The organism is Bacillus safensis FO-36b (assembly GCF_000691165.1).
GTDB classification, from domain to species: Bacteria; Bacillota; Bacilli; order Bacillales; family Bacillaceae; genus Bacillus; species Bacillus safensis.
On the sequence record NZ_ASJD01000003.1, the window covers coordinates 382,311 to 396,692 of the forward strand.

Annotated in this window: 9 protein-coding genes; all 9 read left to right on the forward strand. The window is 40.6% G+C overall.

Features of this window, described 5'->3' with window-relative positions; all coding sequences use genetic code 11:
* The first annotated feature begins 17 nt into the window (after positions 1-17).
* Positions 18-4,331 (forward strand): PolC-type DNA polymerase III, encoded by a 4,314-nt coding sequence (locus tag BA81_RS09820; RefSeq protein ID WP_034281813.1) that lies wholly within the window; start codon positions 18-20, stop codon positions 4,329-4,331.
* 425 nt (positions 4,332-4,756) lie between these two features.
* Positions 4,757-6,607: a glycoside hydrolase family 9 protein gene (locus BA81_RS09825; protein ID WP_034281815.1), complete on the forward strand. Its 1,851-nt coding sequence runs from the start codon at positions 4,757-4,759 to the stop codon at positions 6,605-6,607.
* 33 nt (positions 6,608-6,640) lie between these two features.
* Positions 6,641-8,746 (forward strand): glycoside hydrolase family 48 protein, encoded by a 2,106-nt coding sequence (locus tag BA81_RS09830; protein WP_034281817.1) that lies wholly within the window; start codon positions 6,641-6,643, stop codon positions 8,744-8,746.
* Positions 8,747-8,826: 80 nt separating this feature from the next.
* Positions 8,827-10,056 carry an endo-1,4-beta-xylanase gene (locus tag BA81_RS09835; protein WP_034281819.1) on the forward strand — a complete coding sequence of 410 codons (1,230 nt, stop codon included), beginning with the start codon at positions 8,827-8,829 and terminating at the stop codon, positions 10,054-10,056.
* 24 nt (positions 10,057-10,080) lie between these two features.
* Positions 10,081-11,214, forward strand: coding sequence for a glycoside hydrolase 5 family protein (locus BA81_RS09840; protein WP_034281821.1), 1,134 nt, complete (start codon positions 10,081-10,083; stop codon positions 11,212-11,214).
* Between the two features lie 299 nt (positions 11,215-11,513).
* Positions 11,514-12,107 (forward strand): hypothetical protein, encoded by a 594-nt coding sequence (locus tag BA81_RS09845; RefSeq protein WP_034281824.1) that lies wholly within the window; start codon positions 11,514-11,516, stop codon positions 12,105-12,107.
* Complete coding sequence (locus BA81_RS09850; protein WP_034281826.1) at positions 12,100-12,393, forward strand: winged helix-turn-helix domain-containing protein; 294 nt, start codon at positions 12,100-12,102, stop codon at positions 12,391-12,393. Before BA81_RS09845 ends, BA81_RS09850 begins: the two co-directional genes overlap by 8 nt.
* A 21-nt stretch (positions 12,394-12,414) precedes the next feature.
* The gene (locus BA81_RS09855; protein ID WP_034281828.1) at positions 12,415-13,308 is read left to right on the forward strand and encodes an ABC transporter ATP-binding protein; all 894 of its coding nucleotides are present in this window, start codon (positions 12,415-12,417) and stop codon (positions 13,306-13,308) included.
* 233 nt (positions 13,309-13,541) lie between these two features.
* Positions 13,542-14,312 carry an ABC transporter permease gene (locus tag BA81_RS09860; RefSeq protein ID WP_227001718.1) on the forward strand — a complete coding sequence of 257 codons (771 nt, stop codon included), beginning with the start codon at positions 13,542-13,544 and terminating at the stop codon, positions 14,310-14,312.
* Positions 14,313-14,382 lie beyond the last annotated feature (70 nt).

A 14,382-nucleotide genomic window follows, 5' to 3' on the forward strand; every position in this document is an offset into this window, starting at 1 on the left:
AAAAGGAGGGTCCTGTCTTGGATGAACAATTACCGATCACACGGCGGCAATTTCATATATTACTCAATCAGATTCAAATGACAGATGATGACCTCAGTCGTTACTTTGAAGAAGGAGAAATCGTCAAATTGACGGTGCATAAGGCGACGAAAACATGGCATTTCCTTTTTAAATTTAAAGCGCTTTTGCCTTACAAAGTATACGCCATGTTTCTCAGCAGGCTGACAAATGCATTTTCACATATTGCACAAATCACTTGTACGATTGAAGTGAGTGATCCGCACATATCTGAAGAACTCGTGCAATCGTACTGGTCACATTGTGTGGAAGAACTTCAAGGAATTTCTCCCCCAATCATCAGCTTGCTTCAGCAGCAAAAACCATCGCTGTCTGGACATAAAATCATCATTAAAACAAAAAGCGAAACAGAGGCACTCGCTATTAAGAAGAAGTACAGCCCGATGCTTCAGGCCGCATTTAAACAAGTGGGCTTTCCAGAGCTGCAATTCGATACAGAAATTTTTGTATCAGATCAAGAGATTCAGAAGTTCAGAGAACAAAAGCTTGCTGAAGATCAAGAAAGAGCCATGCAAGCCCTCACTGAGATGGAGAAGAAAGAAAGTGAGGAGCAGAATGAAGCTCCGTCAGGCCCTCTGATGATTGGCTATCAAATCAAAGACAATGAAGAAATTCGTACGCTTGATAGTATCATGGACGAGGAAAGAAGAATTACCGTTCAAGGCTACGTATTCGATGCAGAAACGCGTGAGCTGAAAAGCGGGAGAACGCTTTGTATCTTTAAGATCACAGATTATACAAACAGTATTTTGATCAAAATGTTTGCAAGAGAAAAAGAAGATGCTCAGCTGATGAAATCATTGAAAAAAGGCATGTGGGTGAAAGCAAGAGGAAGCATTCAAAATGATACGTTTGTCAGAGATCTTGTCATGATCGCCAATGATGTCAATGAAATGAAACCGCAGCTGAAAGAAGATACAGCACCTGAGGGTGAAAAGCGTGTGGAGCTTCATTTACATTCCCCTATGAGCCAAATGGATGCTGTCACTGGCATTGGCAGACTTGTTGAACAAGCAAAAAAATGGGGACATGAAGCAATTGCCCTGACAGATCATGCCGTTGTACAATCCTTCCCAGATGCGTATGCAGCAAGTAAAAAGCATGGCATCAAAATGATGTACGGTGTGGAAATCAACTTAGTAGACGACGGGGTACCGATTGCATATAACCCAGAGCACCGCTTGTTAGAGGATGCGACGTATGTCGTATTCGACGTAGAGACAACTGGACTTTCAGCCGTTTATGACACGATCATTGAGCTGGCAGCAGTGAAAATAAAAGGCGGGGAAATCATTGACCGCTTTGAGGCATTTGCTAATCCTCATCACCCGTTATCAGCGACCACCATCGAATTAACAGGTATCACCGATGATATGGTGAGAGATGCACCAGATGTCGTCGACGTCGTGCGGGATTTCAAAGAATGGATTGGACAAGATATCCTTGTTGCGCACAATGCGAGCTTTGATATGGGCTTTTTAAATGCAGCGTATAAACGCCTGCTAAAAACAGATAAAGCGTCAAACCCTGTCATTGATACACTTGAACTTGGCCGGTTCCTTTACCCAGAATTTAAAAATCACCGGCTGAACACTCTTTGTAAAAAGTTCGATATTGAACTGACGCAGCATCACAGGGCGATTTATGATGCAGAGGCGACAGGCTATCTCATGCTGAAGATGCTAAAAGATGCGGCTGAAAAAGAGATTGCCTATCACGATCAATTGAATGAAAACATGGGGCAGTCGAATGCTTACCAGCGCTCACGTCCTTACCACGCGACTTTGATTGCTCAAAATGAGACTGGCCTTAAGAATTTATTTAAGCTTGTTTCACTTTCTCATATACATTATTTCTACCGGGTCCCGCGTATTCCGCGCTCTCAGCTTGAGAAATATCGTGAAGGTTTAATTGTTGGATCTGCTTGTGATAAGGGTGAGGTATTTGAAGGAATGATGCAAAAGTCACCTGATGAGGTGGAAGACATTGCAGCATTTTATGACTATTTAGAAGTACATCCGCCAGAAGTGTATCAGCACCTGCTGCAGCTTGAGCTAGTTCGAGATGAGCGTGCGTTAAAAGAAATCATCACAAACATTGTCAAGCTTGGCGAAAAGCTGAATAAACCAGTTGTGGCGACTGGAAATGTACATTACCTGCATCCAGAGGACAAAATTTATCGTAAAATCTTAATTTCATCACAGGGTGGAGCGAATCCGCTGAACCGCCATGAACTGCCAAAAGTTCATTTTAGAACGACAGATGAAATGCTCGAAGCCTTCTCCTTCCTAGGAGACGAAAAAGCGAAAGAGATCGTCGTAACAAATACGCAAAAGGTATCTGAGATGGTCGAAAGCATTAAACCTATCAAAGATGATCTTTACACACCAAAAATTGAAGGTGCAGATGAAGAAATACGGGAAATGAGCTATCAAATGGCGCGCAGCATCTACGGAGATGATTTGCCGAAAATCGTAGAAGACCGCATTGAGAAAGAATTAAAAAGTATTATCGGTCATGGCTTCGCCGTTATTTACTTAATCTCTCATAAGCTCGTAAAAAAATCACTTGATGATGGATATCTTGTTGGTTCAAGGGGATCTGTCGGCTCATCTCTTGTTGCGACATTAACAGAGATTACTGAAGTAAATCCACTTGCACCTCATTATGTATGCCCAAGCTGTAAGCACTCTGAGTTCTTTAATGACGGATCTGTTGGTTCAGGCTTTGACCTTCCTGATAAGGACTGTCCAGAATGTGGAACGCCGTATAAAAAAGATGGACATGATATTCCGTTTGAAACGTTCTTAGGTTTTAAAGGAGACAAAGTACCTGATATTGACTTAAACTTCTCAGGCGAATATCAGCCGATCGCACATAACTATACAAAAGAGCTGTTCGGTGAAGATTATGTATACAGAGCAGGTACGATTGGTACCGTTGCAGAAAAAACAGCATATGGTTACGTAAAAGGCTATGCAGGAGATCATAACCTTCATATGAGAGGCGCTGAAATCGACCGGCTTGTACAAGGCTGTACAGGGGTAAAACGAACAACAGGCCAGCATCCAGGCGGGATTATCGTTGTGCCTGATTATATGGACATTTACGATTTCTCACCTATTCAATACCCAGCAGATGCGACAGGTTCCGATTGGAAGACGACACATTTTGATTTCCATTCGATCCACGATAACTTGCTCAAGCTGGATATTCTTGGGCACGATGATCCAACGGTCATTCGTATGCTTCAAGATTTAAGCGGAATCGATCCAAAAACGATTCCAACAGATGACCCTGAAGTCATGAAGATTTTCCAAGGGACAGAGCCACTTGGTGTAACAGAAGAGCAAATTGGCTGTAAAACAGGTACACTCGGTATCCCAGAATTTGGGACGAGATTTGTTCGGCAAATGCTAGAGGATACAAAACCAACGACCTTCTCAGAGCTTGTTCAGATTTCTGGACTATCACACGGTACGGATGTTTGGCTCGGAAATGCGCAAGAGCTCATTCACAATAAAACATGTGAACTAAGTGAAGTAATTGGGTGTCGTGATGATATTATGGTCTATCTCATCTATCAAGGCTTAGAGCCGTCACTTGCCTTTAAAATCATGGAATCTGTTCGTAAAGGAAAAGGACTTCCTCCTGAATGGGAAGAAGAAATGAAGAATAATAATGTACCAAACTGGTATATTGATTCTTGTAAAAAAATCAAATACATGTTCCCTAAAGCCCACGCGGCTGCTTATGTGTTAATGGCTGTTCGGATTGCTTATTTCAAGGTGCATCATGCACTCCTGTACTATGCAGCTTACTTTACCGTTCGTGCGGATGACTTTGATATTGAAACGATGACAAAAGGATCGAATGCGATACGAGCTGTTATGGATGACATTAACTCTAAAGGTCTAGATGCATCACCGAAAGAAAAGAACCTATTAACTGTACTAGAGCTTGCACTTGAAATGTGTGAAAGAGGCTACCACTTCAAAAAAGTTGACCTCTACCGCTCAAGTGCAACGGAGTTTATCATTGATGGAGACGGTTTAATACCGCCATTCAACTCAATCCCTGGACTTGGTACAAACGTTGCGTTAAATATTGTCCGCGCGCGGCAAGATGGGGAATTCCTCTCAAAAGAAGATTTACAAAAACGCGGAAAAGTGTCGAAGACCATCCTTGAATATTTAGATCGTCAAGGCTGTTTAGAAGCACTTCCTGATCAAAACCAGCTTTCTTTATTTTAATGTGATAAATAAGAGCGCCCTAAAAGGGCGTTCTTTTCTCTATATACAATAATTTTATTATGTTAACTAATAAAGATTTCTCATCAATTGGAATTATTTTCTTATTCGTTCATATATCTTGATTTAGCGTGATGTTTTAAGAGAAGAGATTGTATGTCATTCTTTCTACCCAAATAGAGCTCAAAAGAGAATTTCGCCGTCTGAAATGTTCTCAAGCGACATATGATCATTCTGGGTACAGTCAGAAGGAGAATCAAGAGAAAACCTTCGATGAGCGTAAAGCTGATTGCTGTTTACTATGCTTATTTTTGAAACATATTTGATTCTTTTCAAAACTGTACAGATCACGAAATGAAGGATAGAAAGGAGGCGGTCGCATCTATTGATCAATGTTTCACTAAAAAGAAGGGGTGAGCAATAGAGAAATGGCATCTTACAACTATGTAGAGGTTCTCCAAAAATCCATGCTGTTTTATGAAGCGCAGCGGTCAGGCCGGCTTCCGGAAAGTAATCGTCTTAACTGGCGGGGAGATTCTGGACTAGAGGACGGGAAGGATGTTGGGCATGACTTAACTGGCGGCTGGTATGATGCAGGAGATCATGTGAAATTTGGACTTCCGATGGCTTATTCAGCAGCCGTGCTTGCATGGACAGTATATGAATACCGGGAAGCTTATGAAGAAGCAGAATTGCTTGATGAGATCTTAGATCAAATCAAGTGGGCAACGGATTATTTTTTGAAAGCACATACAGGACCGAATGAATTTTGGGCGCAAGTAGGTGATGGAAACGCCGATCATGCTTGGTGGGGTCCAGCAGAAGTGATGCCGATGAACCGGCCAGCTTTTAAAATTGATGAACATTGCCCTGGCACAGAAGTAGCTGCACAAACTGCGGCGGCTTTAGCAGCAGGTTCTATCATTTTTAAAGAAACAGATGCGTCCTATGCAGCAAAGCTTTTAACACACGCCAAACAGCTATATGCATTTGCTGACAGGTATCGCGGCAAATATACAGATTGTGTCACCAATGCGCAGCCATTTTACAACTCCTGGAGCGGCTATGTTGACGAACTTATTTGGGGCGGGATCTGGCTGTACTTGGCGACAAATGAAGAAACCTATTTAAACAAAGCATTAAAAGCGGTAGAGGAATGGCCGAAGGATTGGGATTATACGTTTACCATGTCATGGGACAATACTTTTTTTGCCTCACAAATCTTACTAGCAAGAATCACGAAAGAAAACAGATTTATAGAATCGACAGAGCGCAATCTTGATTACTGGACTACAGGTCTTGTTCAAAATGGAAAAGTAGAAAGAATCACCTATACGCCTGGCGGTTTGGCATGGCTTGATCAATGGGGTTCACTTCGTTATGCCGCCAATGCAGCATTTTTAGCCTTTGTCTATGCTGATTGGGTATCTGATCAAGAAAAGAAAAATCGATACCAATCGTTTGCAATTAAGCAAACTCACTATATGTTAGGTGATAATCCGCTGAATAGAAGTTATGTCGTTGGTTTTGGCCAGAATCCGCCGAAGCACCCGCACCACCGTACTGCACATGGCTCATGGTCGAACCAGCTGACAAATCCTCCAGTTCATCGGCACACACTTTATGGAGCACTTGTTGGAGGTCCTGATGCACAGGATCAATATGACGATGACATCTCGGATTATGTATCAAACGAGGTGGCGACCGATTATAATGCCGCCTTCACTGGAAATATCGCCAAAATGGTGCAGCTGTTTGGTCAAGGGCAATCAAAGCTGCCAAATTTCCCGCCTAAAGAACAGGTGGAGGATGAGTTTTTTGTAGAGGCAGCTGTGATGCATAACGATACAACATCTACTCAAGTGAAAGCAGTGCTATACAACAGGTCAGGCTGGCCGGCAAGAAGCAGTCAAACACTGTCCTTTAGATATTACGTCAATCTGAGTGAGGTCTTTGCAAAGGGGTTCACTGAAAAGGATATTCAAGTGACAGCAGCCTACAATGAAGGCGCTTCCTTATCACCTTTAAAGGTATATGACGCATCAAGCCGCGTCTATTTTGCAGAAATCGATTTTACGGGCGTAGCTATTTCTCCTAGGGGAGAATCTGAGCATAAGAAGGAAATACAATTTCGATTATCTGCTCCAAATGGATCGAATATATGGGATGCCTCAAATGATTATTCCTATCAAGGATTAACATCCAATATGCAAAAAACAACGAAGATTCCTGTCTTTGACGATGGTGTTTTAGTATTTGGCACACTTCCAGACAAATAAAAAAACAATGATTTTATTGAAAGGGTGAAGGACTTGTCAAACAAAGAACGGTTTTTAACGCTTTATCATCAAATCAAAAGCGATGCGAATGGATATTTTTCACCAGAAGGAATTCCGTATCATTCAATCGAGACGCTCATTTGTGAAGCACCTGATTACGGACATATGACAACTTCAGAAGCGTATAGCTATTGGCTGTGGCTTGAGGTGCTGTACGGACATTACACAGGGGACTGGAGCAAATTAGAGGCAGCTTGGGACAATATGGAGAAGTACATCATCCCAGTCAATGAAGATGGACATGATGAGCAGCCGCATATGAACGCTTATAATCCGTCCAGCCCAGCCACATACGCAGCAGAGAAACCATTTCCGGATCAATACCCAAGCCAGCTGACCGGTGCTCGTCCTGCTGGTCAAGATCCAATTGATAGTGAATTGAAATCAACCTATGGGACGAATGAAACGTATTTAATGCACTGGCTCCTTGACGTAGATAACTGGTATGGCTATGGCAACTTGCTCAACCCATCACATACAGCCGCCTATGTGAACACATTCCAGCGTGGTCCGCAGGAATCTGTATGGGAGTCCATCCCTCATCCATCACAGGACGATAAATCTTTTGGTAAGCCGAATGAAGGCTTTATGAGCTTGTTCACAAAAGAAAATCAAGCTCCAGCTGCCCAGTGGCGCTATACGAATGCAACGGATGCTGATGCGCGTGCGATACAAGCGATGTATTGGGCAAAGGAGCTCGGCTATAATCAGTCAACTTATCTTGATAAAGCGAAAAAAATGGGGGATTTCCTCCGTTACGGCATGTACGATAAATATTTTCAAACGATTGGAAGCGGGAAGCAGGGGAATCCGTATCCTGGAAACGGAAAGGGCGCCTGTCATTACTTAATGGCGTGGTATACCTCTTGGGGCGGAGGACTTGGGGAGTATGCAAACTGGTCATGGCGTATCGGAGCGAGCCATTGTCATCAGGGATATCAAAATCCTGTCGCCGCTTATGCTTTATCCTCTGATAAAGGAGGCTTAAAGCCATCTTCGTCAACAGGGGCAAGCGATTGGGAAAAAACCTTAAAGAGACAGCTTGAATTTTACGTATGGCTTCAATCGAAAGAAGGAGCCATAGCAGGAGGCGCAACCAATAGCTGGAATGGAGACTATAGCGCTTATCCAGCAGGAAGAAGTACTTTTTATGATATGGCATATGAAGATGCACCTGTTTACCTTGACCCGCCTTCAAATAACTGGTTTGGAATGCAGGCGTGGCCAATGGAGCGCGTAGCAGAGCTTTATTATATTTTTGTAAAAGATGGCGACAAAACATCTGAAAATGTCCAAATGGCCAAATCTGTCATAACAAAATGGGTCAGCTATGCCTTAGATTACATTTTTATCGGCAGTCGTCCTGTGTCGGATGAAGAGGGTTATTTCTTAGATGAGCAAGGACAGAGAATTCTAGGGGGAACGAATGTTTCAGTTGCTACAACAAGTGCGCCTGGAGAGTTTTGGCTTCCTGGAAATATTGCTTGGAGCGGACAGCCTGATACTTGGAATGGGTTCCAGTCTGCAACAGGAAATCCAAATTTAACAGCTGTAACTAAAGATCCGACTCAGGATACGGGCGTATTAGGAAGTCTAGCCAAAGCTTTGATATTCTTTGCTGCAGCCACAAAGCAGGAAACAGGTGATTATACAGCGCTTGGTGCAAGAGCGAAAGATGCAGCCGCGCAGCTCCTAGAGGTTGCATGGAATTACAATGATGGCGTCGGCATAGTGACAGAGGAAGATAGAGAAGACTATGACCGTTTCTTTAGAAAAGAAGTGTATTTCCCAAATGGATGGAATGGGACATTTGGTCAAGGAAATCAGATTCCTGGAGCCAGCACCATTCCTTCTGACCCGCAGCGAGGAGGGAATGGGGTCTATACGAGTTTTGCTGATCTTCGTCCGAAGATTAAACAAGATCCAGCATGGTCTTCACTCGAAAGTAAATATCAGTCTTCATTTAATGAAGCTACAGGCAAATGGGAGAATGGCGCACCAGTTTTCACTTATCACCGCTTCTGGTCTCAAGTGGATATGGCCACTGCCTATGCTGAATACCATCGTCTGATCAACTAAGAGGTTAAAATCAAGCTGCCGGCTTCTAGCCGGCAGTTTGATTAGTAATATCAATCCAATGAAGATAAGGGTGATTTCACATGGTCAAAGAAAGAAGCTTTCTTCATCATTCATTCAATAGAGGCGAAAATGGGCAGGAAAATCTGATGTGGAAAAAAGAGGCGGATGATCGAATCTCAGAGCATAGACAAAGAGATCTTGTGATCAACGTGACAAACGGCGAAAAAAAGCCAATAGCAGGTATAGAGGTTGAAATAAAGCAAATCAGACATGAATTCGCCTTTGGTTCAGCGATGAATGATCAAGTGTTATTTAATCAACAATATGCTGATTTTTTCGTAAAGCATTTTAATTGGGCAGTTTTTGAAAATGAAGCAAAATGGTATGCGAATGAGCCAGAAAGAGGGAAAATCACCTACGAAAAAGCAGATGCGATGCTGAATTTTGCAGATCGACATCAGCTTCCAGTGAGGGGGCACGCTTTATTTTGGGAGGTAGAGGATGCGAATCCAAGCTGGCTAAGGTCACTGCCGAATCACGAAGTATATGAAGCTATGAAAAACCGGCTTGAGCATGCGGGCAATCACTTTAAGGGAAGGTTCCGTCATTGGGATGTAAACAATGAAATGATGCATGGTTCATTTTTTAAAGATCGCTTTGGGAAAACTATTTGGAAGTGGATGTATGAAGAAACGAAAAAAATTGACCCTCAAGCACTATTGTTTGTGAATGATTATAATGTGATCTCTTATGGTGAACACCATGCCTATAAAGCGCATATCAATGAACTGCGTCAGTTAGGCGCACCTATTGAGGCGATTGGGGTTCAAGGCCATTTTGAAGAACGGGTCGATCCAGTCATTGTCAAAGAGAGGCTCGATGTGCTGGCTGAGCTTGGTCTTCCAATATGGGTCACAGAGTACGATTCTGTTCACCCTGACCCTAATAGAAGAGCGGATAACCTGGAGGCTTTATATCGTGTCGCATTTAGTCATCCAGCCGTAAAAGGAGTGCTGATGTGGGGATTTTGGGCAGGTGCCCATTGGAGAGGTGAACATGCAGCCATCGTGAATTATGATTGGTCTTTAAATGAAGCAGGCCGACGTTATGAAAAGCTTCTAAATGAGTGGACGACCCAAAGAGTTGAAAAAACAGATGCTAATGGCCATGTGAAATGTCCAGCATTTCACGGAACATATGAAATTCGAATCGGTAAAGAAAGTAAAATGTTGAAACAGCAGACGATTGCACTTGATTCAAATGAACAAACACCGTATCAACTAGATGTGATCCTGCCTCAAGAAGGATAGAGATAGATTGTGAGGAGAATGTAAATGAAAAAGTTGGCTCAAAGAGTGTCTTGCTTCATACTTGTAGCCGCTATATGGTCTGGCTGGTTTTCGCTTACGATGAAGGCCGCCGCTTATGTGCAAACGTCTGGTACACAATTTACGCTGAACAATCAACCATTTTACTTCGCCGGCACAAATAATTACTATTTCCATTATAAATCTAAAAAAATGGTAGATGCTGTGTTCGATGATATGAAAGCAATGAATTTAAAGGTCATACGAATTTGGGGCTTTCACGACGGGGCCCCTCAAGAGAACTCAGTCTTACAATCTAGTCCAGGCGTCTATGAAGAATCTGGTTTTCAAAAACTAGATTATGCGATTTATAAAGCAGGACAGGAAGGAATAAAGCTTGTGATCCCACTAGTGAACAATTGGGATGACTTTGGCGGGATGAATCAATATGTGAAGTGGTTCGGGGCAGAATCGCATGATGCTTTTTATACAGATCCTCGTATTCAAAAAGCATACAAAAATTATGTGCGTTATGTATTAGAAAGAACCAATACGTATACAGGTGTTCAATATAAAGACGATCCAGCTATTATGACTTGGGAATTAGCCAACGAGCCGCGGATGCAGTCAGATCCCACGGGAAATGTACTAGTCAAATGGGCAGATGAAATGAGTACATGGATCAAATCGCTGGATCGTCACCATCTTGTTGCAGTAGGAGATGAAGGATTCTTTCGCATACCAGGACATGAAGATTGGTTTTACGGTGGAGGAGAAGGCGTCGATTGGGACCGTTTAACATCTCTTCCTAATATCGATTATGGAACCTATCATCTGTACCCAGATCACTGGAATAAGTCTGCTGCCTGGGGAGTGAAATGGATCGAAGACCATATCACCCGCGGGAATTCAATCGGAAAGCCAGTTGTGCTAGAAGAGTTTGGCTATCAAAATCAATCAGCTCGTCCTGACGTATACCAAAGCTGGCTGTCAGCAGTTGAGCGGCTCGGAGGGGCTGGCAGTCAATTTTGGATTTTAACAAGCATTCAGGACGATGATTCGCTCTATCCGGATTATGACGGTTTCCGCATCATAAAAGGGAGCAGGGAGGCAGCACTTATCAGTGAACATGCGAAAAGAATGAATGAAAAGAACCGATGACGAATGCCTGCTGAATAAGGAACTGTTTATACCGCTCACTCCAATTAGTAATTCTTACTTTTCAGACAGAATATTTATCACTTTTTCTATATTTAAATTTCTTGAAATATGAAGCGGTTATGAGACCAAGTTCCAGAAACGATCAAGAAGCAGAAGGTATTTATGAGATTTCGTTGAAAGGAAGGGGGTGGTTATATTTATTTTAATTCATAAAAAAGGTATTTCCAATAACTTGACTAAATGGAAATTTAATTCTATACTCTGTAGTACAGAGTTCTTTGTGGAAGAGGAGTTTATTTATGTCTAATGAAAAATTTAATAATTCAGAAATATTAGAGAATTTATCTCATATCAAGACGATTACAAACTATAAAACAGAGTATTGTAAACAAACCAGTATTTATTTTATCATTTGGGGCCTTATTTGGATAATGGGATATTCAATACCTTTACTTTTTGCTCATTCTATAACTGCAGCTGTCTTTTGGCTTATTTTAGGCATTGCTGGCTGGGTTATCACTTTAACTACTTATTTTAAACAAAAGAAAATGATACCGATGCCCTTGTTTTTAAGAACTCAATTGCAATACACATGGCTTGGTATTGGAATCATTTTAGGTATCTTTATTTTTTTAATATGTGTTGGTTTATTACCATATACATTAAATAATTTACCCTTCTATGTTGTTTTATTGGTTTCCATCATGTATTTACTCTTAGGTATTGTTCTGGCTAAAGAGATCTTTATTATGGGGTTCTGGCTAAGTGTTTTAGGTGTAACTACATTTTTATTATTTCCTAGTTTAATGAACATTATCTTCGCTTTTATAGGTGGAGGAAGTTTGTTATTAACTGGTGTGATTTTAAAAAGAAAAGGACAAGGAAATGAGTAATGTCAATAGTTTAAATGATTTAATCCATCCAAAAGTTCGGTTAGGGATTATGAGTTTATTAATGATTTATGAAAAATGTGATTTTAGCTTCTTAAAAGGTTCTTTATCTGTAACAGATGGTAATTTGGGCTCGCATTTAAAAAAATTAGAGGAAGCAGGCTATGTGCTAATTACAAAGACCTTTGTGGATAAAAAACCAAAAACAATCGTGAGTATAACAGATTTGGGAGAGCACGCCTACAAAGAATATTTGAGTGTTATTGAAGCCATTTTAAAAAATAAATGAGATGAAAGGAAAGGGTGCCGAATGTTGCAAATAGAAAACGTCAGTAAAAAATATGGAACTTCCCAAGCGTTAAGAAGTGTTACATTAACGATTCCAGAAGGAGTTTGTTATGGATTAATAGGTCCAAATGGGTCTGGTAAATCAACCTTGATGAAAATTATATCTCACATCATTAAATCATATGAAGGCAAAGTTGAGCATGTTGGTGAATCTAAAAGTGCGCTCGGCTACATACCGCAAGACATCAGCTTAGAGGAAAAATTAACAGCTAAAGTAAATATGGAGTTTTTTGGACAAATTTATGGTTTAAAAGGGAAAACATTAGATGAAAGAGTAGAAAAAACACTAAAAGATGTAGGATTGTGGGAAAGAGCAAACGATATCGTTGAAAGCTTTTCAGGAGGAATGAAACGCCGTTTGAATATTGGCTGCGCTTTAATGCATGCTCCTAAGTTAATTCTTTTAGATGAACCGACAGTGGGGGTAGATCCTCAATCAAGACGTTATATTTTCGACATCATTAACAAATTGAAGGAAGAGGGAAGAACTATTATCTATGTTAGTCATTATATGGAGGAAATAGAGAGTTTATGTGATTATGTGGCTTTCATTGATAAAGGGAACATTGTTGAAGAAGGCAAAATAGATGAGCTTTTGAATCGTTACGCAGAAACATCAGTCTTTTTTGAATCTAAGATTCCTAATAAAACATTAACTAATCTCGGGTATGATTTTGTAACTTATCAAGGTGGAGTGTTAGTTAAAACTACAAAACCATTAGATACTTTAGAAGATTTGGCTAAACTGAGTAAGAAGGAATCATTGGTTCCCCAACAATTATCTTTGTACAGACCGAGACTTGAAGATGTCTTTTTTCAATTAACAGGAACAGATTTACGTGATCAATTACAATAAAAATGCCCTTTATGAATGAAAACCACTCTCGTATTTCAATGAAAATAACTTAAAAGAGTGACTGATGTAGAAAGAGCATAAATCTAACGAACAGAATTAATTTGTGTGTACCGTAGATTTAAAATCATAAGTAATTAGTCAACATTATTTGACTAATTCTAATTCGCCACATCTGCAAATGGTAAAATAAATAAAAAATGTAATTATTTAAGAGTTGTATAGAAGGGAATCAAATGAATATAACGGGAGTGATTTTTATGTGGCCACTAGTCCGCATCGAATCTATAAAACAGGTGAAAGATCGATCATTGTTGTTCTGGACCATTTTATTACCAGTTGCTTCAATTATTCTTTTAATAGAATTATTTACATCAGGTAGTTCTCAAGCACAAAAAACATTGGTTGCTTCTCAATCAGTGACAGGGATGAGCGTGTTTTTCTCCACATTTGTCATTATTTCAATTGTCATTAGTTTTGTAAAAGATCGTGAGAAAGGAATTGTGGCAAGGCTAGCAAGTACTCCTTTACAGCCGCATCATTTTTTTCTTGGAAAGTGCGTTCCGTTTTTTATTATTATCTTATTTCAAGTTTTGCTGTTAACCATTTTAGGGGTTTATTTATATGGTATTGAAATAACACAATACAGCTCGTATTTCTTAGTAGTTGTCCTATTATCAATGCAAGTGACTTCATGGGGAGTTGCCATCGCTGCATTTGCTAAAACTGAGAATACAGGCTTAGTGATGACAAACATGATTGCTTTAGGGACAGCAGTTGCTTGTGGTTTATGGACTCCATTTGATCAATTACCTAGTTATCTCAAAATAATTGGTATGCTCTTCCCGCAGTATTGGGCACATCAAGGCTTAGTGCAATCAGTATCAACACTACCAGGAGGAGAGAATTTGATCTTAGTAACAGCAGTCCTTATAGGCTATACACTGTTAGGGTTTATTCTTTCGTTGGTTGGCTATAAAAAATATATAAAGAGAGCCAGAGGCTAGTCACTAAAAATTTCAGCTAAATGTTATGCACCGCCAAATCAATGCATGTATGCTGTCTGTAGAAAAAGGA

Coding starts and splice junctions, on each gene's coding strand:
- BA81_RS09825 (WP_034281815.1), top strand. CDS start 4,757: ATGGCATCTTACAACTATGTAGAGGTTCTCCAAAAATCCATGCTGTTT.
- BA81_RS09855 (WP_034281828.1), top strand. CDS start 12,415: ATGTTGCAAATAGAAAACGTCAGTAAAAAATATGGAACTTCCCAAGCG.
- BA81_RS09850 (WP_034281826.1), top strand. CDS start 12,100: ATGAGTAATGTCAATAGTTTAAATGATTTAATCCATCCAAAAGTTCGG.
- BA81_RS09835 (WP_034281819.1), top strand. CDS start 8,827: ATGGTCAAAGAAAGAAGCTTTCTTCATCATTCATTCAATAGAGGCGAA.
- BA81_RS09860 (WP_227001718.1), top strand. CDS start 13,542: ATGAATATAACGGGAGTGATTTTTATGTGGCCACTAGTCCGCATCGAA.
- BA81_RS09840 (WP_034281821.1), top strand. CDS start 10,081: ATGAAAAAGTTGGCTCAAAGAGTGTCTTGCTTCATACTTGTAGCCGCT.
- BA81_RS09845 (WP_034281824.1), top strand. CDS start 11,514: ATGTCTAATGAAAAATTTAATAATTCAGAAATATTAGAGAATTTATCT.